This window comes from Allobosea sp. OAE752, assembly GCF_050433265.1.
GTDB lineage: Bacteria > Pseudomonadota > Alphaproteobacteria > Rhizobiales > Beijerinckiaceae > Allobosea > Allobosea spartocytisi.
This window is the reverse complement of sequence record NZ_JBNPXO010000002.1, coordinates 766,964-787,191: the sequence shown is the minus strand read 5'-3', so window position 1 is coordinate 787,191 and position 20,228 is coordinate 766,964. Positions and strand designations below refer to the sequence as shown.

The 20,228-nt window shown below is 66.7% G+C and carries 17 protein-coding genes and 1 tRNA gene; 16 read left to right on the top strand and 2 right to left on the bottom strand.

The window, feature by feature from the left end:
- Positions 1-69: 69 nt before the first annotated feature.
- From GGC47_RS08715 to hydA, 12 genes are all read left to right on the top strand, one after another.
- Complete coding sequence (locus GGC47_RS08715; protein ID WP_185747995.1) at positions 70-2,271, top strand: caspase family protein; 2,202 nt, start codon at positions 70-72, stop codon at positions 2,269-2,271.
- A gap of 669 nt (positions 2,272-2,940) precedes the next feature.
- Positions 2,941-3,014 (top strand) — tRNA-Gly (locus GGC47_RS08710).
- 239 nt (positions 3,015-3,253) lie between these two features.
- Positions 3,254-4,120, top strand: coding sequence for an ABC transporter substrate-binding protein (locus GGC47_RS08705; RefSeq protein WP_133563461.1), 867 nt, complete (start codon positions 3,254-3,256; stop codon positions 4,118-4,120).
- A gap of 200 nt (positions 4,121-4,320) precedes the next feature.
- The gene (locus tag GGC47_RS08700) at positions 4,321-5,154 is read left to right on the top strand and encodes an amino acid ABC transporter permease (protein WP_038358332.1); all 834 of its coding nucleotides are present in this window, start codon (positions 4,321-4,323) and stop codon (positions 5,152-5,154) included.
- Positions 5,155-5,165: 11 nt separating this feature from the next.
- On the top strand, positions 5,166-5,996 hold the full coding sequence (locus GGC47_RS08695; protein ID WP_142022570.1) for an amino acid ABC transporter ATP-binding protein: 831 nt from the start codon (positions 5,166-5,168) through the stop codon (positions 5,994-5,996).
- A 17-nt stretch (positions 5,997-6,013) separates the two neighbouring features.
- Entirely contained in the window at positions 6,014-6,856 is an 843-nt protein-coding gene (locus GGC47_RS08690; protein WP_142022569.1) for an ABC transporter substrate-binding protein, read from the top strand.
- A 70-nt stretch (positions 6,857-6,926) separates the two neighbouring features.
- Entirely contained in the window at positions 6,927-7,799 is an 873-nt protein-coding gene (locus GGC47_RS08685; RefSeq protein ID WP_142022568.1) for a polysaccharide deacetylase family protein, read from the top strand.
- A gap of 127 nt (positions 7,800-7,926) precedes the next feature.
- A complete protein-coding gene (locus tag GGC47_RS08680; RefSeq protein WP_185747994.1) occupies positions 7,927-9,381 on the top strand; it encodes an amidohydrolase family protein in 1,455 nt (484 codons plus the stop codon).
- A gap of 78 nt (positions 9,382-9,459) precedes the next feature.
- Positions 9,460-10,365 (top strand): LysR family transcriptional regulator, encoded by a 906-nt coding sequence (locus tag GGC47_RS08675; protein WP_142022567.1) that lies wholly within the window; start codon positions 9,460-9,462, stop codon positions 10,363-10,365.
- Positions 10,366-10,564: 199 nt separating this feature from the next.
- A complete protein-coding gene (locus GGC47_RS08670; RefSeq protein WP_142022566.1) occupies positions 10,565-11,866 on the top strand; it encodes a Zn-dependent hydrolase in 1,302 nt (433 codons plus the stop codon).
- A 54-nt stretch (positions 11,867-11,920) separates the two neighbouring features.
- A complete protein-coding gene (locus GGC47_RS08665; RefSeq protein WP_142022565.1) occupies positions 11,921-12,580 on the top strand; it encodes an aspartate/glutamate racemase family protein in 660 nt (219 codons plus the stop codon).
- Between the two features lie 15 nt (positions 12,581-12,595).
- Positions 12,596-14,077, top strand: a complete 1,482-nt coding sequence (gene hydA / locus GGC47_RS08660) for a dihydropyrimidinase (RefSeq protein ID WP_142022564.1) — start codon at positions 12,596-12,598, stop codon at positions 14,075-14,077.
- Positions 14,078-14,228: 151 nt separating this feature from the next.
- Here hydA and phhA read toward each other — a convergent pair whose 3' ends face one another.
- Positions 14,229-15,104, bottom strand: coding sequence for a phenylalanine 4-monooxygenase (gene phhA / locus GGC47_RS08655; protein WP_142022563.1), 876 nt, complete (start codon positions 15,102-15,104; stop codon positions 14,229-14,231).
- A 130-nt stretch (positions 15,105-15,234) separates the two neighbouring features.
- A complete protein-coding gene (locus GGC47_RS08650) occupies positions 15,235-15,876 on the bottom strand; it encodes a TetR/AcrR family transcriptional regulator (RefSeq protein ID WP_142022562.1) in 642 nt (213 codons plus the stop codon).
- A gap of 132 nt (positions 15,877-16,008) precedes the next feature.
- Here GGC47_RS08650 and GGC47_RS08645 point away from each other — a divergent pair, with 132 nt between their 5' ends.
- The 4 genes from GGC47_RS08645 to GGC47_RS08630 all read left to right on the top strand — a co-directional run bounded on the left by GGC47_RS08645 (position 16,009) and on the right by GGC47_RS08630 (position 20,050).
- Positions 16,009-16,791 (top strand): cyclase family protein, encoded by a 783-nt coding sequence (locus GGC47_RS08645; RefSeq protein ID WP_038358381.1) that lies wholly within the window; start codon positions 16,009-16,011, stop codon positions 16,789-16,791.
- 23 nt (positions 16,792-16,814) lie between these two features.
- Positions 16,815-17,741 carry a 3,5-dioxohexanoate:acetyl-CoA acetone transferase gene (gene kce / locus GGC47_RS08640; RefSeq protein ID WP_429067674.1) on the top strand — a complete coding sequence of 309 codons (927 nt, stop codon included), beginning with the start codon at positions 16,815-16,817 and terminating at the stop codon, positions 17,739-17,741.
- Positions 17,742-17,752: 11 nt separating this feature from the next.
- Positions 17,753-18,772 (top strand): SMP-30/gluconolactonase/LRE family protein, encoded by a 1,020-nt coding sequence (locus GGC47_RS08635; protein ID WP_142022560.1) that lies wholly within the window; start codon positions 17,753-17,755, stop codon positions 18,770-18,772.
- 69 nt (positions 18,773-18,841) lie between these two features.
- Entirely contained in the window at positions 18,842-20,050 is a 1,209-nt protein-coding gene (locus GGC47_RS08630) for an ABC transporter substrate-binding protein (protein ID WP_142022559.1), read from the top strand.
- The last annotated feature ends 178 nt before the right edge of the window (positions 20,051-20,228 follow it).

Sequence of the window (20,228 nt, the reverse complement as noted above, 5' to 3'; positions counted from 1 at the left end):
CCGTCGGGAATCGCAGACGCCACACAAGTCCTTGCGAGTCGTTTCGCTGACACCACAAAGGACACGAGGATGCGGATCCAGGCCTGGGCTCACGCGTTTCTCTGCGTCATGGCGGCGATGGCCTTCGCTGCCTTCGGCCTGGGCGCGACCCCGGCCTTCGCACAGCAGAAGCGCTACGCCTTCGTGATCGGCAACGGCGCCTATGCCAACGTCACCAAGCTCCCCAACGCCCTCAACGACGCCAGCGCCACCCGCGCCATGCTGCAGGATGCCGGTTTCGACATCACGCCCGCTCTCGACCTGTCGCTCGCCGGCCTGCGCGGCGCGCTCGACGTCTTCATCGACAAGGTCAGGAAGAGCGGTCCCGACACGACGGCGCTGGTCTATTATGCAGGGCATGCCGTCCAGCTCGACGGCGCCAATTATATCCTTCCCACGGATATCCGCCCCGAAACCTCAGCCAATATCCCGAGCCAGGCGCTGTCTCTGAGCGAGATCCTGCGCCGCCTCGATGGCGCCGGCGCCAAGTCCAAGATCGCTATCCTCGACGCCTGTCGCGACAATCCCTTCGCAGGACGGGAGCTCTCCCGCGGCCTCGCCCTCCAGATCGTCGACGGAGCCAATGACGGCGCCCGTAGCGAGGCCGGCCTCGCCCGCGTCGATTCCGGCAGCGGCACCTTCGTCGCCTTCGCCACCTCGCCAGGCTCCGCCGCGGCTGACGGCACCGGGCCCAACAGCCCCTTCACCACGGCCTTCCTGAAAGAGGCCCGCGAGCCCGGCCTGCCGGTCGAGCAGATCTTCCGGCGCATCCGCCTGGCGGTCTATGACACGACCAACGGCGTCCAGATTCCCTGGGACACCTCCTCGCTCATCACCGAATTCGCCTTCTTCCCGCGTCAGGCCGGCATGGCGCCGGCGCAGACAGCCATGGCCGGCAACGTGCCGCTCGCGGCACGCCCGACGCCAGCCTCGCTGCGCGGGATGTCGCCGGCCGACGCCACGCGGACCGCCATCGCCTGGGACCGGCCGGACATCTATGGGACGGTGCTCGCCGCCAATCTCGACGACCAGAGCGCCCTGCGCCTGCAGCGCATCCTCTCCCAGCGGACCGAGGAACGGGCCTGGGCCGAGACGGTGCTGGCCGGCGACGCCGAAGCCTTCAAGCTCTATGCGCGGCTCTATCCGGTGTCGTCGCATGTCCAGGCCGCCATCCGGCTCGCTGAAACGGCCCCGAGCCGCAACCGCGTCCAGGTCGCCCAGACCTGCCCGGTCTGCCCTGCCCTGCCCGCGCAGCCCCGCACGCGCCGCGCCGATTACACACCGCGCGGCGTCGCCCCGGCCCACAGCTTCCCGCGCCGGGCGCCGCCCTACACGCCGCCGCTTCCCCCGGCACAGCAGCAGGCGATGGCGCCGGCCGTGCCGATGCTCCTGCCGGAACGGCCGCGCTGGACCGGTTTCTATGTCGGTGGCTCCCTCGGCGCCGGGCGCCAGAACGGGCGAACCTCGGTCGCCGGCCCCTATGGCAGCCCGACGGTGATACCGAGCACGAACACGACGACAACTGCGACAACGACAGCGACAACAACAACGACCACCAATCTTCCGACCAACTCCTTCCCGACGACGCAGACCACCGTCACGAATACGACCGTCATCACGAACACGACCGTCTTCGGCGCCCCGGTTCCTGCTCCCAGCGCCATCGATCCGGCAGCGCTGCCCGGCCGGCTGTCGCCGGACGGCAATGGCATGGTCGGCGGCGCGCAGTTCGGCTTCAACTACCAGATCGGCGCCGTGGTGATCGGCGCCGAGACCGACCTCTCCGCCACCCGTCTGGGCGGAAGCCAGAACGCTTCCGCCAATCCGGGCGGCACGCGCTTCACGACCCGCGCGGAAACCGAGCTCTCGATGCTCGGCACCGTCCGGGCCCGCGCCGGCTTCGTGCTCGGCGATTTCCTGATCTACGGCACCGGCGGCTATGCCTACGGCCTCCTGGACCAGAAGGGCTTGATCACGCCGGACAATCCGGCCGCAGTCTCGGGCGCGGCCGGCTCACGCTCGCCGCTGGCCAGTGGCTGGGCCGTCGGCGGCGGCGTCGAATATGCGATCCTGCCCGGCACGACGATCCGGCTGGACTACACCCACTACGACCTTGGCAACCAGAAGCTTCCCCTGCGAGACTTCACGGGGCTGGCGCCCGGCCAATATGCATCCATGCGCAGCCGCACGACGGGCGATATCCTCAAGGCCGGCTTCAACTTCGGCTTCTGAGCGAGCGCGAGCCAAGCTGCACTCCCCTGCCTCTCCGTCGTGGGCGGGGCGGGGCCGCAGCGGCAAGCACATTCATGCCGTCAGCGCCGCCTGGATGACCAGAACGCCGGCTCATGCTCGATCCAGACGATCCTTATCCAGGCGACTCTTGGGCATGCGCCGGTTTGGTTGATCCAGCCCGGCGATCCTGCGAATCATTTCGCGCCTCTCCTCCAAATAGGGGATGTTTTCCGCCATCCGTTCTGAAACGCTTCAGGCGCGGCGCTGGAAATCAAGTGAATGAAACCCGGAAGCAAGCTTTCTGCAGCACTTCGGCGTGCCAGGATCAGGCGTGCGAACGCCGTCACGGAGACGTCACGGGATCGGATGCCTCCGAAAGCTCCCTATTTGCGGCTGATCGTCGTGAACAAAGCGATGGCCGGCACTGAGGCGAGGCCTGCATCAGGCGGTTCGCCGGCTCTTCAAAGCGACCGATCCCAGCTCGACGGGCACATCTGACGCTGCCTGCCCAGCCGCGGTTGCGTTTTCCTGCAACATATCCGTTCCGGCCACTGGCGGCCGTTCTTCGGCCCCGGCACGCCATACAGGTGCAGAAGCCGGTCCGAGAGCTGGAACGCGCGAGCTGAACGCTTGACTTCCACTGCCATGATGGGGAATTTGGCGCCGGTCGCGGGTGTAGCTCAATGGTAGAGCAGCAGCCTTCCAAGCTGAATACCCGGGTTCGATTCCCGGTACCCGCTCCAGCTCTCCGATCTCCTCGATTTATCCGGCCCTTGGGGGCCGGCGCGCCTCAGGGGCCCGCCGCGTCATATAAGCGCGCCGAATAGCGGCCGGACATAAATCATAGCCCGACGCCACCGGCTCGCGCCCCGTTCCGAAACGCTCCCGCTAAGATCGCCGCGGCGCCACAACGGCGCCCGCCTGCGGATCGTTCTGCCTTCGCGGCCGGCGATCTCGCAAGCCGACAAAACGGGGAACGACGATGACCGCCTGGATTTCAGTGAACCGACATCTTCCGGCAACCGCCCTGGCAGCGGCGCTCAGCCTCGCGGCCGCGGTGCCGGCCGCCGCTCAGCAAGCCGGCATCGCGCTGCCCGCCGCGCTCAAATCGGCCGGGCACATCGTGGTCGGCATCGAGAGCACCTATCCGCCCATGGCCTACAAGGACCCGAAGACGAGCGAGCGCATCGGCTTCAATGTCGAGCTCGTCAACGCGATCGCCAAGGAGCTCGGCGTCCCGGTCAAATGGGAGGAGATGAGCTTCGAGCAGCTCATGACCTCACTGACCACCGGCCGCATCGACATGATCGGCACCGCGATCAGCGATCTGCCCTCCCGCCGCGACAAGCTCACCTTCGTGGACTACCTCGCCACCGGCGCCCAGCCTTTCGCGCTGGCGGCCAAGGCGGGCGAGTTGAAGGGCAATGTCGATCTCTGCGGCAAAACCGTTGGGGCTCCGCGCACCACGAGCTACATGCCGGTCACGGTGGCGTGGAGCGAGAAAAACTGCGCCGCCGCGGGCAAGCCGGCGATCACCGTGAACGGCACGGCGGGCGCCACGGCGACGAGGCTCGATCTCAAGCAGGGCAGGCTCGACGCCGCCGTGCTCGGACCCGAATACGTCGCCTATCTCATGGCGGATGAGCCGAACACCTATGCCTTCGTCGGCGAGCCGCTGAACAAGACGCTCTTCGGCCTCGCCTTCGAGAAGAAGAACACCGAATTGCGCGACGCCGTCGCCAAGGCGACTGCGGCCGTCATGAAGAACGGCGCCTACCAGCAGGCCTTGAAGAAGTTCGGCCTCGAGCGGCAGGCCCTTCCCGAACCCGCCATCGACGCCGGGCAGTGATGCGGGCTCTTGGGCGACGGCCCGTGAAGGCCGTCGCAGGCTCCGCTTATAAGCCAGGCGAATACAGCAGCGGGATAAATCATAGACGCGCCATGGGGAGCCGCCTCGCAAGCCGGTTCCCCTCCGGTAAGATCGGACAGCGCCCCGGCACGCCCGCGCCCGCTCATCGCCTTCCGACGACCTGAAGCCATCGAGGCAAGATGATCGCTGAATCCGACAACCTCATCATCGTTCCCCGCCGGCATTTCGGCAGGATCATCGGCGCCGCCGTGGTTTGCCTCGCGCTGGCCGCGATCGTGCGCGCCTTCGCGGTCGGGCAGATCGAGTGGAACTATGTCGCCGAGTTCCTGACCGTCCAGGCCATCATGACCGGCCTCGTCAACACCATCGTCATGGCGATCCTGGCGATGCTGCTCGGCATCGCGCTCGGCGTCGTCTTCGCGGTGATGCGGTTGTCAGCCAATCCCGTGCTCTCGATGACGGCGGTCGGCTATATCTGGTTCTTCCGGGCCGTGCCGGCCCTGTTGCAGCTGCTGCTCTGGTTCAATCTCGCGCTGGTCTTCCCGACCATCGGCATACCCGGCCTGTTCTCGTTCAAGACCGTCGAGGTGATGACGCCCTTCGTCGCGGCACTGCTCGGCCTCGGCATCCAGCAGGGCGCCTTCACCGCGGAGGTGGTGCGCGCCGGCCTGCTCTCCGTCGACAACGGCCAGTACGAAGCGGCCCAGACGCTCGGCATGACGCGGCTCAAGCTGCTGCGGCGGATCATCATGCCACAGGCCATGCGCGTGATCGTGCCGCCGATCGGCAACGAGTTCATCGGCATGGTGAAGCTCACCTCGCTGGCGAGCGTCATCCAGTTCGCCGAGATCCTGCACAGCGCGCAGAACATCTACTACGCCAATTCGCGGGTCATCGAGCTGCTGATCGTCGCCGCGATCTGGTACCTGGTCGTCGTCACCGTCCTCAGCCTGATCCAGGGTCGGATCGAGGCCTATTACGCCCGCGGCGTCGCCGCCCCGGCGCAGCGCTGAGGGCTGGCACGATGACCGACATCCCGACCCAGACCGCCCTCTCCGAAGTCCGGACGGTCGACCCCGACCATCTCGCCGGCGCCCCTCTCGTCCTCGCCCAGAAGGTCGAGAAGCAGTTCGGCACACTTAAGGTGCTGAAGGGCATCGACCTTGCGATCCCCAAGGGCGAGGTGCTCTGCATCATCGGCCCCTCCGGTTCGGGCAAGAGCACCTTCCTGCGCTGCATCAACCAGCTCGAACGCATCGATGGCGGCGCGCTCTGGGTCTCCGGCGAGCGCGTCGGCTACCACCGCGAGGGCAACAAGCTTTATGAGCTTGACGATGCCGCCATCGCCCGCCAGCGCCGCTCGATCGGCATGGTGTTCCAGCGCTTCAACCTGTTCCCGCATCTGACAGCCCTGCAGAACATCATCGAGGGACCGGTGCAGGTGCTGGGCGAGCCGGCCAGGGAGGCGACCGCCCGGGCGCTCGCCCTGCTTGAGCGCGTCGGCCTCGCTGACAAGCGTGACGCCTATCCCTCGCAGCTTTCCGGCGGCCAGCAACAGCGCGTCGCGATCGCCCGTTCGCTCGCGATGCGCCCCGAACTGCTGCTCTTCGACGAGCCGACCTCGGCGCTCGATCCGGAACTGGTCTCGGAGGTGCTCAAGGTGATGCGCGACCTCGCGGAGACCGGGATGACCATGATCTGCGTCACCCATGAGCTCGGCTTCGCCCGGGATGTCGGCCACCGCGTCGCGTTCATGGACCAGGGCCAGATCGTCGAGCTCGGCGATCCCCGCTCGGTCCTGGTCGATCCGAAGGAAACGCGCACCAAAGCCTTCATCAACGCCGTCAGACACTGATCAAAAAGGGGAAAGCCATGTCGAAGACATCCATCCTGCTCGGCCTGTCGGCCATCGCGCTCTGCGCCGCGACGGGCCTCGCCCAGGCCCAGAGCCTGCCGGCACGCATCCTCGAGAAGAAGACGCTCTCCGTCGCCAATGTGCCGAACTACCCGCCGCTGGAGTTCAAGGACCCCAAGACCGGCACGCTGACCGGCCTCGACATCGATCTCGGTAACGCGCTGGCCAAAAAGCTCGGCATCACCATCAAATGGGAGGAAATCAGCTTCGAGGGCATGATCCCGGCACTGACCACAGGCCGCGTCGACATGATCCTGTCGGGGATGAGCGACCTGCCGAGCCGTCGCGAAACGCTCGACTTCGTCGATTATCTCGCCTCCGGCGCGCAGTTCTACACCAATGCCGACCGCAAGGACGAGTTCAAGAACCTCGCGGACCTCTGCGGCAAGAAGGTCGGCGCCAGCCGCCGCACCTCCTTCCCGAAGGAGATGGAAGGCTGGAGCAAGGAAAACTGCGAGGCCAAGGGCAAGCCTGCACTGCAGATCGTCGGCACGGAAGGCTCGGCCGACGCACGCACCCAGCTCCGGCAGAAGCGGCTCGACGCCGCCGTCCAGGGCAGCGAGACTCTGCCCTATCTGATGGGCCAGGAGCCGGGGAACTACGCGATCCTGGGGACGCCCTTCACCACCGTCTATCAGGGCCTCGCCTTCGCCAAGAAGGACACCGAATTGCGTGACGCCGTCGCCAAGGCCTTCGCCAAAATGCTCGCCGATGGCAGCTATGCCGCCGTGCTGAAGAAATGGGAGCTGGCCGACGCCAAGGTCGACAAGCTCATGATCAACGGCGAAACCAAGAACTGAACCCGAGTACCAACCGCTCCCATCGCGCCCCGCTCCGAGGCGGGGCGCTTTCTCGCGAAAGACGCCTGTCATGCTGACCGATTTCCCCCACCGCATCGCCAATCTCTCGGACCCGGCCCCGGACTATCCCTGGCCGGCCGGCTACCGATGCGCGGTGTTCCCCGCCTTCGACGTCGACGCCGAGACGGCCTGGCTGCAATACGACGCCAAGAACACCGACCGGCTCGTGACGCTCTCCTTCGGCGGCTACGAGGAGCGGGTCGGCGTGCCCAAGATCCTCGATCAGCTCCGCGCGATGGAGATCAAGGCGACCTTCTTCATCCCCGGCTGGGTCGTCGAGGTCCATCCCGGGATGTGCGAGGCCATCGTCAAGGACGGGCACGAGGTCGGCCATCACGGCTACTCGCATAAGCGGCCCGACCCCGCTGACTTCGCCGTCGACAAGGAGGAGATCGACAAGACGCTCGATATCTTTAAGCGCATCCTCGGCGTCACGCCGGTCGGCTACCGCGCGCCCTCGGGCGAGAACTATGACGAATTGCTCGGCTATCTCCGCGAGAAGGGCATCGTCTACTCCTCCTCCTTCCGCGACGACATCCGGCCCTATCGCCACAAGCTGCGCGACGGCTCGAAGGGCCCGGTCGAATTGCCGGTCAACATGTCCTTCGATGACTGGCTCTACGGCCTGTCGCAGCGCTTCAGCCCGCGTCCGATGTTCCCGAAGGAGCATGTGCTCTCGATCTGGAACGACGAGCTCGACCAGACCCGCGAATGGGGCGGTCTCGTCTCGATGGTGATGCACCCGCAGGTTTCCGGCCGCCCGATGCGCATCGGCATCATGCGCGACTTCCTGGCGCGGGCCCGCGGCTACGGCGATGTCTGGATCGCCACTGGCAAGGAGATCGCCGAGCATTTCCTCGCGCAGGAAAAGAAAGCCGGCTGAGCCCGGCCATTCTCGCTCCGCCGTCATCCCGGGCGGAGCGAAGCGGAGACCCGGGATCCATGCCGGAACGGCTCAGGCATGGATCCCGGATCGGCGCCGCTGACGCGGCTTGTCCGGGATGACCTCGATGAGCAGGACCAGCGACCGCATCATGATCACCCGCATCCGCAACGCCGACATCGTCATCGCCTATGATCCGGCGGCCGACGACCATGTCTATCGCCGCAATCTCGATGTCGTCTTCGACGAAAGCGGCATCCTGCATCTCGGCGGTGGCTTCACCGGCGCGGTCGCGCGCGAGATCGACGGCGCTGGCTTCATGGTCATGCCCGGTCTCGTCGACATCCACTCGCACCCATCGAGCGAGCCCGGCAACAAGGGCATGACCGACGAGGTCGGCACGCCGAAGCTCTACAACTCGTCGCTCTACGAGTTCCTCTGGCTCTTCCGTGCCGATGCCGAGGGCATCCCGCATCTGAACCACGTCGCCTGGTCGGAACTGCTGATGTCCGGCACGACCACGCTGGTCGACCTCTCATTCCCGAGCGAGGGCTGGCTCGACCGCGCAGCGGCCTCCGGCCTGCGCATGGTCATGGCGCCGATGTACCGCAACGGCCGCTGGTTCACCCGCAACGGCTATCAGGTCGAATACGAGCTCGACGATGCCGCCGGCCGCAAGGCGATGGAAGACGCCTTCAAGGTCATCGACGCCGCGCTCGCCCATGAATCCGGCCGGCTTTCCGGCCTCGCCTGCCCGGCCCAGATCGACACCTGCACGGAGGAGCTGTTCCGTGCCTCGATCGCGGCTGCCAACGAGCGCAAGATTCCGATCCAGACCCATGCCGGCCAGTCGATCAGCGAGTTCCACGAGATGGTCCGCCGCAGCGGGCTCTCGCCGATCCAGTGGCTGGACAGCGTCGGCTTCCTCGCGCCGAACGCCTCGATCGCCCATGCGATCTTCCTCGACGACCATCCCTGGGTGCGCTGGCCGACCCGGACCGATCTCGCGCGCCTCGCCGAGACCGGCACGTCGGTGGCGCATTGCCCGACCGTCTTCGGCCGGCGCGGCTTCACGCTGCGTGACCTCGGCCGCTATCTGAAGGCCGGCGTCAACATCGGCATCGGCACCGACACCTTCCCGCACAACATGCTGGAGGAACTGCGCCATGCGGGCGTCTATGCCCGCATCACCGGCGAAAGCCATGCCGTGGTGACGACCGGACAGGTCTTCCGCGCCGCGACGCTGGGCGGCGCCAAGCTGCTCGGCCGCGACGATATCGGCCGCCTCGCCAAGGGCGCCCAGGCCGACCTCGTCATGGTCGACCTCACCCACCCGATGATGCGCCCGACCCGCGACCCGCTAAAGAGCCTGATCAACGCGGCTGCCGACCGGGCCGTCTCCCATGTCTTCGTGCAGGGCAAGCAGGTGGTCGCTGGCAGCAAGGTCCTGACCATGGACTATCAGGCCGCCTCCGACGGGCTGGAACAGGCGCAGCGCCGGGCGCTGGCCAAGGCCTCCTCGCTCGACTGGGCCGGGCGCTCGGTCGACGAGCTCTCGCCGCCGAGCCTGCGCTGGGCCTGAGCACCTCTCACGAGTCAGAAAGCTGGCATATGATTTGCTGACCGAATAGTGTGGGCACACTCTATTTGGACCGATCATATGAACCTTCGCCAGATCGAGCTTCTGCGGGCGGTCGTCCGCTGCGAGACGACGGTTCGTGCTGCGCAGGAACTGGGGCTGTCGCAGCCGGCCGTCAGCAACGCGATCAAGCATCTCGAAAGCCAGGTCGGCTTCCCGCTGTTCGAGCGCGTCAACAACCGCCTGTTCCCCACAGCCGAGGCGCGCACGCTCTACGAGGAATCCGAGCCGATCTTCACCCTGCACGCGGCCCTCGAGGCGAGGGTGCAGGACATCAAGGAGAATCGCGCCGGCCATATTCGCATCATCGCGACGCCGCCTCTGGGCTATGGCGTGCTGCCGGCAGCGCTGCGCCATTTCCTGGTCAAGCGACCGAAGGTCAGGGTCTCCTTCGACGTCCGGCGCTTCGAGCATGTGCTGGAAAGCGTCGAGAACGGAACGGCCGAGCTCGGCTTCGTCATGGGCATGGACGACGATCGCGGGCTCGATGCCGAGACCTTCTTCACCGGCGACATGGTTTGCGTCATGCGGCCCGAGCATCCCATGGCGGCCAAGGCCACGGTCACCCCGGAGGATTTGCGCGAGGTGCCCTATATCGCACTCGAACAGGGCACCCGCATGGGCACCATCGTCCGCCGGGCCTTTGCCCAGGCCGATGTGCCCCACCGCTTCTCCGTCGAGGTCCGCTACTGCAACACGGCTTGCGTGCTGGCGGAAAGCGGCGTCGGTGTCGCCGTGGTCGATCCGCTCTCGCCGGTCTTCAGCGGCCATTACGACCTCGCCATCCGACCCTTCGCGCCCGCGTCCCGGGTGACCGCCTCGGCCGTACGCTCGCGCAAGCGCCCGATCTCCCGCGCCGCCGATGCCTTCCTGCGCGAGGTCAGGCTGATCGCCGCCGAAACCGCAGCCAAGCTCGGCCCCGGCTGAGCGCGCGCGTGCTATTCAACGCACGAATGACACCCCGGAAATCCGCATAGATGGCACCATTGTCTGGCCAGGCACGCTGGCCCAAGGTTTGGTGCCGGCTGCCGGCGACACGTATCATGAGACACCGCGCAGGCTCGATCACCGCCGCTTCACGGCTGGGCGCGTGATGGGGCCGCAAACCACAGCCCGCCGGATCGAGATGACTGCAACAGCCAGGACGCCCCACGCTGATACGGCGATCGCCCAGGCCGTCGCCGCCCAACGCGAATGGGTGGCCGCCCTCTTCGATCGGCTGGCTGCCGGCAGCCGCGACGAACCCGGCGTCACGCGCGACACCTACGGCGCAGGCGAGGATTTCGGCCACCGCCTGCTGGCGGAACACGGCAAGGCGCGCGGGCTCGCCGTCTCGCATGACTTCGCTGCCAACAGCTATGTCACCCTGCAAGGCCGCGACGCCTCGGCCCCGCGCATCCTGATGGGCTCGCATCTCGACAGCGTGCCGCATGGCGGCAATTTCGACGGCGCAGCGGGTGTCGTCGCCGGGCTCGTCGTCATCGAGACCTTGCGCACGCTCGGCATCGCGCCGCGCTGTAACGTCACCGCGATGGGCGTACGCGCCGAGGAAAGCGTCTGGTTCCAGGTCTCCTATATCGGCAGCCGCTCGGCGCTCGGCACGCTGCCGGATGGTGCGCTCGAAGCGAAGCGCATCGACGATGGCCGCGTGCTCGCTGCCAGCATCGATGCCAGTGGCGGCGATTCCGCCGCGATCCGCCGGCGCGAGCGCCATCTCGATCCCGCCACGACCCGGGCCTTCCTCGAAGTCCATATCGAGCAGGCGCCGAGCCTCGTCGAATCCCGTTTGCCGGTCGCGATCTGCACCGGCGTGCCCGGCAATTTCCGCTATCCCGATGCGCGCATCGTGGGACGGCACGACCATGTCGGCACACCCCGCCGCTTCCGCCGCGATGCCGCGATGGCCGGTGCCGAATTCGCGGTGATGCTCGACCGGCTCTGGCAGGAGGAAGAGGCCAACGGCTTCCCGATGGCCGTCACGCTCGGCCGCTTCCACACCGATCCCGCCGTCCACGGCCTGACGACGGTTCCCGGCAGCTTCGCCTTCAGCCTGGACGTGCGCGCCTATGATCCCGCCGTGCTGGAACGCGTCGAAGCGAAAATGCTGGCGAAAATCCGCGAGATCGAGGCGCGCCGGCGCGTCAGCTTCGAGCTCGGCACGCGCGCCAGCGCTGCGGTCGGCCCGGTCGATCCTGGCATCGTCGTGGGGCTGGAGGCGGCAGCGAACCGGCAGGGCATTCCGACGATGCCGCTGGGTAGCCCCGCTTCCCATGATTCCGCCGCCTTCGCCGCCGCCGGCGTGCCCATCGCCATGCTGTTCGTGCGCAACGAACATGGCAGCCATAACCCGCTGGAGGCGATGGAGATCGACGACTTTCTGGCAGCTTGCACCATCCTGGCGGATTGGGTGGTGCGAGAGGTCGCCTGAATCGGCGGGCAATGCCATGCTGAACCATAGACCCGTCAGATCGGACCCTTCGCGATGAATCGCCGCCCCCGCATCCTCGTCATCAACCCCAACTCCAACGAAGCGATCACGGAAGGGCTGCGGCAGGCGCTCGTGCCGCTCGCCTTCGCAGAGGGGCCGGAAATTATTTGCGAGAGCCTGCCTGAGGGGCCGGCGGGCATCGAGACGCAGGAGCATGTCGAGAGCGTCACCCTGCCTTTGCGCCGCCGGGTCGAGGCCGCCAACGATGTCGATGCCTTCGTCATCGCCTGCTATTCGGACCCGGGACTGCACGTCGCCCGCGAGGGCACGGCGAGCCCGATCTTCGGCATCGCCGAATGCGGCGTGCTGACGGCCCTGACGCGGGCGGACCGTTTCGGCGTGATCGCGATCAAGTCGCGCTCGATCCCGCGCCATATCCGCTATCTCCGTCAGATGGGGCTAATGGACCGGCTCGCCGGCGAGCGACCGCTGGAGATGTCGGTGGCCGAGAGCGCGTCCGGCGAAGGCACGCTCCAGCGCATGATCGCGATCGGCACCGAGCTCAGGGATCTGGACGGCGCCGGCGCCATCGTGATGGGCTGCGCCGGGATGGCGCGCCATCGCCGGCCGCTGGAGGATGCGCTGGGCATCCCCGTGATCGATCCGACGCAGGCCGCGGTCGCGATGGCGATCGGCACGCTGATGGTGCGTTGAAGAGGACGAGGGTAGATGACGGCGAACTATGATCTGGTCATTCGCGGCGGCACGGTCGGCTCCGCCACCGGCAGCTTCCGCGCCGATGTCGCGGTCAAGGACGGCAAGGTCGCCGCTCTGGGTCTCGGCCTTGGCGCGGGCGCCCGCGAGATCGACGCGACCGGCAAGCTCGTCCTGCCGGGCGGCATCGATACCCATGCCCATGTCGAGCAGGTCTCGGCCGGCGGGTTGCTCAACGCCGACACCTTCGAGAGCGCCACGACCTCGGCCGCCTTCGGCGGCAACACCACGCTGATCTCTTTTGCCGCCCAGCATCGCGGCCTCGATCTGCGCAAGGTTGTCGACGACTACGCGGCGCTGGCCCGGCGTGGCGCGCTGATCGACTACGCCTTCCATCTCATCGTCGCCAATCCCGACGCCAAGACGGTCCAGCAGGATCTGCCGGCGCTGATCCGCGAGGGCCATGCCTCGATCAAGGTCTTCATGACCTATGACCTGATCAAGGTCGACGACGAGCCGCTGCTCGATCTGCTGCTGACCGCCAGGCAGAACCGCGCGCTGGTCTGCGTACACGCCGAGAACCACGGCATGATCTCCTGGATGGGCAAGAAGCTCGTCGAGAAGGGCTATGTCGCGCCGAAATACCACGCGATCAGCCATCCGCGCGGCTCCGAGGCCGAGGCCTTCAACCGCCTGATCACCGCGGCCGAACTGCTCGACCAGCCGATCATGATCTTCCATGTCTCGACCGCCGAGGGCGCGCAGGCGATCCGCGATGCGCGCGGTCGCGGCCTCAAGGTCTTCGCCGAGACCTGCCCGCAATATCTCTTCCTGACCCGCCACGATCTCGACAAGCCCGGCCTGGAAGGCGCGAAATGGATGTGCTCGCCGCCACCGCGCGAAGAGTCCGATCAGGAGGCGCTCTGGCAGGCCCTGGCGCTCGGCGACATCCAGACGGTCTCCTCGGACCATGCGCCCTATCGCTTCGACGAGACCGGCAAGCTCTCGGCCGGCCCGAACCCGAACTTCAAGCAGATCGCCAACGGCCTGCCGGGCCTGGAAACGCGATTGCCCCTGCTCTTCGATGCGCTGGTCTCGAAAGGGCGGCCGGAATTCGCCGGGCGCGGGCTCGAAGCCTTTGTCGACCTGACGGCGACGGCGCCGGCCGCGATCTACAACCTGCCGGGCAAGGGCGCACTCCTGCCCGGCTACGACGCCGATATCGCGATCTGGGATCCGGGCAAGCAAGTAACCATCACCGATGCGGCGATGCATGACCTGACCGGCTTCACGCCCTTCGCCGGCCGCAGCGTCACCGGCTGGCCGGAGCGCGTTCTCGTGCGGGGTGCAGAGGTCGTGGCCGAGGGGACGCTGCATGCCAGGCCCGGCTCCGGCCGCTGGCTGCCGCGCAAAGGCGGCCCGGCCGCGACGCCGACCGGCAGGCTCGTCGCCGACATCGACCCGCAGCGGAATTTTGGCGCGGCGATCCTCGATTAGAAGTCCGCCTCTGAGAGCATGCTCGGTCTTCTGGGTACCACCCCGTCATCCCGGGCTTGGCCCGGGATCCATCGAAGAGTTCCGGGCTGGGCGGTTCACGAACCGTGTGGGGTCCTCGCCGGCATCCTGAACGGCAGGCGGCAGACGAACCTCACTTCAGCTTCGTCTTCGTGGCCGGGAAATCGCGCCAGAAATGGCCGCTGCCTTCCCGGATGACCACGTCCTGCGGCAGGATCTCGAAGGGCGTGTGGGCCGGCAGGGCGCGCAATTCGTCGAAACGGGTGGTGAAATCGCTGCCCCTGAGCAGGTCGAACAGATCCTCGAAGCGATCGATGACGAAATAGGTCGCCTGGAAATCATCGATGTAATAGCCGGTGCGCAGCACGCGCTCGAGATCGAAGGCCAGGTGGTGGGCGGAAGGGCCGTCCACCACATATTTCGCTTCGCCGAAGGACGAGACGATGCCCGCGCCATAGATGCGGATGCCCTCGGGCTTGCGGATCAGCCCGAATTCGATGGTGTACCAGTTGAGGCGGGCGAGGAACTTCACCCCCTTGGTCTCGACGGCGACGAGCCCGATCCGGCCGTACTCGTTCATGTAGTCGGCATAGGCGGGGTTGGTTAGCAGCGGCACGTGGCCGAAGACATCATGGAAGATGTCGGGCTCCTCCAGATAGTCGAGCTGCTCGCGGCTGCGGATGAAGGTGCCAGCCGGAAACTGGCGGTTGGCCAGCATCTGGAAGAAGGGGCGCGACGGGATGAGCCCCGGAACCGCCACGACCTCCCAGCCGGTGAGCCGCCGCAGCCGCTCGTTCATGCGCGCGAAATTCGGCACGCCTTCGGGGCCGATGCCGAGCGCGGCGAGACCATCGAGATATTCCTGGCAGACATGGCCTCGCAGGGTCCGCTGCTGGCGCTCGAACAGCACGCCCCAGATGGCGTGGTCCTCAGGGGTGTAGTGCTCCCAGCCCTGGTCGATGATGCAGTCCTCGACGGTCTGTGCGTTCAGAAGAGCATGTCCGGACATCGCTTTCACTCCTGAGAGCCCGCCCGACTCCGGCTGCGAGGCTCCATATCGTCATAACGAGCGAGATGGCCTCCCAGATCCGGCGGCGCCGCGAGCGAAGTCAGAATAGGCGCGTCTTGGCACTGCTACCTTATTCGACCAGCAGCCGATCGATGCCAGCGGCGCAGAAGCGGGTCAGGCGCGCCAGCAGAAGCTCCGCAAGGCCGGCGGGGGACAACGCCTGACGTTCGTCGTCGAGGCGCATGGCGCGGTCGCCAGCCGCCATCGTCATGACCAGCGCCCCGACCATGAACAGATAGGCATCCACCATCGCCGCGCGCGAGGCCTGCGGGTAGAGCTTCGCGAAGGCCGCCAGGAACTCCGTCGCCGTCGGGTCGAAATGCTCGGCAAGGACGCCACGCGCGGATTCGCGCGGATCGACAGCCTCTCGCGCCGTCATCATCGCGAAGGCCGCGCCTTGCACGCCCTCTGCGAAGCGCTGCCTCACCGAGGGGCCGATGAAGGCCTCGACCACGGCCCGGATATCGGGCGCCGGCGCGGCCATCGCCTCGTCGAGCGCCGTGCCGCGCGCCAGCGCCAACGCATCGGCCCGGCGGGCGAAGACGGCGCGGTACAGCGCCTCCTTAGAGCCGAAATAATAGCTGAGCTGCGACAGCCGCACCTCGGCCGCAGCGGCGAGATCGCGCATCGAAGCGCCGTCGGCACCGCCCCGCTCGGCGAATGTCCGCTCGGCTGCGTCGAGAATGCGCTCGCGCGTCGGAGCCGCTGCCATCGAATCCCTCCTGAGCAGCGCCCCTGCCCTGCGTGATTTGGCTCTTATCAGAAAGCGTATTCTACGCTATTGGTCGGACGTTCGTCCAAATTTGTGCCGCCAGAGCATAGCGGGACGTCAGGAGGAAACAGCATGATGCCGACCGGGCGCCTCGTCGATCTCTCGATCCCGCTCGAAAACGACGTGCCCGCCGATCCGCCCTTCCAGAAGGTTCGGATCGATTACCGTACCCATGAGGGCACCGCGAAGGACATTGCCGCCGCATTCCCCGGCCTGAAGCCCGAACAGCTGCCGGAGGGCATGGGCTGGGCCGTCGAGCTCGCGACGATCTCGACCCATAACGGCACCCATGTCGATGCGCCCTGGCACTACCATCCGACGCAGGACGGCGGCGCCCCTGCCCTCAAGATCGATGAATGCCCGCTCGAATGGTTCCTGCAGCCCGGCGTGAAGCTCGATTTCCGGCACCTCCCCGACGGCCATGTCGTCACCCCCGGCGAGATCGATGCCGAGCTGGAGCGTATCGGCCATAAGCTCAGCCCGCTCGAGATCGTCGTCGCCAACACCCGCGCCGGCAGCCGCTATGGCGAGACCGACTATATCGATACCGGCTGCGGCTTCGGCCGCGAGGCGACGCTGCATCTCGTCCGCCAGGGCATCAAGGTCGTCGGCACCGATGGCTGGAGCTGGGATGCGCCCTTCAGCCATACCGCCCGCCGCTTCGCCGAGACCGGCGACGCCTCCCTGATCTGGGAGGGCCACAAGGCCGGGCGCGAGGCCGGTTACTGCCAGATCGAGAAGCTGCACAATCTCGAAGCCCTGCCCGCCACCGGCTTCGTGATCAGTTGCCTGCCGGTGAAGGTCCGCAACGGCTCCGCCGGCTGGACGCGGGCCGTCGCCATCCTGCCGGCCTGAACCGACAATCAAGGGAGAAGCGCATGAGCAAGGTCATCATCACCTGCGCGGTCACCGGCGGCATCCATACGCCGACCATGTCCGACCATCTGCCGATCACCCCCGACCAGATTGCGGAGCAGGCCATCGCCGCCGCCGAGGCCGGCGCCGCGATCCTCCACCTCCACGCCCGCGACCCCAAGGACGGCCGCCCGACGCCTGACCCGGCGGTGTTCATGGAGTTCCTGCCGCGCATCAAGCAGGCGACCGACGCGGTGGTGAACATCACCACCGGCGGCGGCCTCAACATGAGCGTCGAGGAACGCCTCGCCGCCCCGCTCAAGGCCGCGCCCGAGATGTGCTCGCTCAACATGGGCTCGATGAACTTTGCGCTGCATCCGCTGGCGGAGAAATACAGCGACTGGAAGCACCCCTGGGAGCAGCCCTATCTCGCCGGCACCAAGGACTTCATCTTCCGCAACACCTTCGGCGACATCGAGCGCATCTACAAGATGCTTGGCGAGGGGCACGGCACCAAGTTCGAGCATGAATGCTACGATGTCGGCCATCTCTACAATCTCGCGCATTGCCTCGATCGCGGCTGGCTCAAGCCGCCGGTCTTCCTGCAACTGATCTTCGGCATTCTCGGCGGCATCGGCGCCGATCTCGACAATCTGATGTTCATGAAGCGCACCGCCGACAAGCTGTTCGGCAAGGACTATCACTGGTCGGTGCTCGCGGCCGGGCGCCACCAGATGGCCTTCTGCACCCAGGCCGCGATGATGGGCGGCAATGTCCGCGTCGGACTGGAGGACAGCCTGTTCATCGGCAGGGGCAAGCTCGCCACCTCCAATGCCGAGCAGGTCGCCAAGATCCGCCGCATCGTCGAGGAGCTCGGCTACGAGATCGCCACCCCGGAGGAGGCCCGTGCCAGGCTCGGCCTCAAGGGCGGCGACCGGGTGAATTTCTAAAGGCGCCCGGCATGGCGTCTCGCCCCAACCCGCTCGACGGCTTCACCGTCGATCCCACCACGATCCGCTACATCGGCGAGAGCCTGCAGCGGCCGGAATGCATCCTCGCCGAGCGCGACGGCTCGCTCTGGAGCGCCGATGCGCGTGGCGGCGTCGTCCATATTAGGCCGGACGGCTCGCAAACTCTGATCACCCAGACGGCGAGCCGCGGCTTCGCCGAGGCCACCGACGGGGAGGCGCGCTTCGTCTCGGGCACACTGCCGAACGGCCTCGCCTTCGCGGACAATGGCGACATCCTGATCTCGAATTTCGGCACCGACCGGCTGGAGATCATGACGCGTGACGGAGAGACCCGCATGCTCGTCGACAGCATCGACGGCGCGCCGATCGGCAAGGTCAATTTCGTCCTGCGCGACAGCCGGGATCGCATCTGGCTGACGATCTCGACCCGCACGAAGAACTGGATGAAGGCGATCAGTCCGAACGTCCGTGACGGCTATGTCGCCCTCTATGACGGCGGCCGCCTGCGGATCGTTGCCGACGGGTTCGCCTTCACCAACGAAATCCGGCTCGATGCCAAGGAGGAATGGCTCTACGTCGCCGAGACCTGCGCGCGAAAGGTGACGCGCCTGCGCGTCCTGCCCGATGGCAGCCTGACCGACCGCGAGACCTTCGGGCCGGAGGATCATGGTGCCTGCATCGACGGCATCGCCTTCGATGCCCATGGCAATCTCTGGGGCACCCATGTCTTCACCGACCGGATCTTCGCGATCACGCCGGAAGGCGAGTTGCGCATCCTGCTCGACGATGACCGCGGCAGCACTGCCGGCAAGGCCTTTCTCGACGCCTTCGCCCGCGACGAGGCGACGCCGGAATTGATGCTCGCCTGCGGCGGCACGATCGCGCCCTGGTGCGCCAGCGTCACCTTCGGCGGGCCGGACCTGCGGACTGTCTATGTCGGCAGCCTGAAGGGCACCCACATTCCGTATTTCCGCTCACCCGTCGCCGGTCTGCCGATGGCGCATTGGTAGGTCCGGCACGCTCCATCACGCCAAGTTTCAATCAGAACAGAATTCGCAGAACAGAATTCGGGAGGAACCATGAAGCGCATCATCTCTGCATTGGCGGGCGTCTCGGCACTCTGTCTCGCGACCGCAGCCCAGGCCGAAATCTCCGGCGGCACCGTCAAGATCGGCGTGCTCACCGACATGTCCGGTGTCTATTCCGACATCACCGGCAAAGGTTCGATCGTCGCGACGCAAATGGCGGTCGACGATTGCCTGAAGGCCGAATGCGCCGGCATGAAGATCGAGATCGTCTCGGCCGATCACCAGAACAAGCCGGATGTCGGCTCGACCATCGCGCGCGAATGGATCGACCGGCAGGGTGTCGACGTCCTCGCCGACATGTCGAACGCCTCGCTGCAGCTCGCCATCCCGCCGCTGCTCAAGGAGAAGAACCGGGTCGGCCTGTTTCCCGGCGGCACGGCGCGCCTGACCGGCGATGCCTGCCAGCCCGAACACATCGTCCAGTGGATGTGGGACACCTATGTCCAGGTCGCCGGCGTCGCGAACTACCTGACCAAGCCCGGCACGAAATGGTTCCTGGTCACGGCCGACTATGCGCTGGGCCACCAGCTCGAGGCCGATGCCAAGACGCTGGTCACGGCCAAGGGCGGCACCTATGTCGGCTCCGTCCGCCACGCCTTTCCGGCCGTCGACCTCTCCTCGCAGTTGCTGACGGCACAAGGCTCGGGTGCCGACTATATCGCGCTCGCCAATGCCGGCGGCGACACCGTCGCCGGCATCAAGACGGCGCGCGATTTCGGCATCGGCCAGGACAAGCAGAAGCTCGTCGCCTTCTTCCTGACCGCGATGGACGTGAAGAGCGTCGGCCTCGCCGCGGCGCAGGGCACGGTGCTGACCGAGGGCTTCTACTGGAACCTCGACGACCGCACCCGCGCCTTCTCGGAACGCTTCAAGGCCAAGCACGGCGCGGTGCCCTCGGCGATCCAGGCCGGGATCTACTCCTCCGTGCGGCATTATCTCAAGGCGGTGGCGGCCGCGAAGTCAGACGAGGCGAAGACGGTCATCGCCAAGATGCGTGAACTGCCAATCGAGGACGACGTCGTCCGCAACGCCAAGCTGCGCGAGGACGGCCGCATGGTCCATGATTTCTACGTCTTCCGTGCCAAGCAGCCTGCCGAGTCGAAGAGCGAGTGGGATCTCTACGACCTCGTCGCCACGATCCCCGGTGATCAGGCGTTCCGCCCCTTGAGCCAGAGCACCTGCCCTGCGATCAAGCGCTGAGGCGAGAAACCGTTGCAGCAGCTGAATGATGCAGGCGCCGTCTGGCCTCGGGCGAACGGCGTGATGGTTCACGCTCTGAGTAGCAGGTCGAGGGCGCTATCCACACGAATGGCAGCTTTCGGGCATTGGCTGGAAGTCTGCTTCTGACGCTTCTCGACAGCCGCCAACGCAAGTGGGC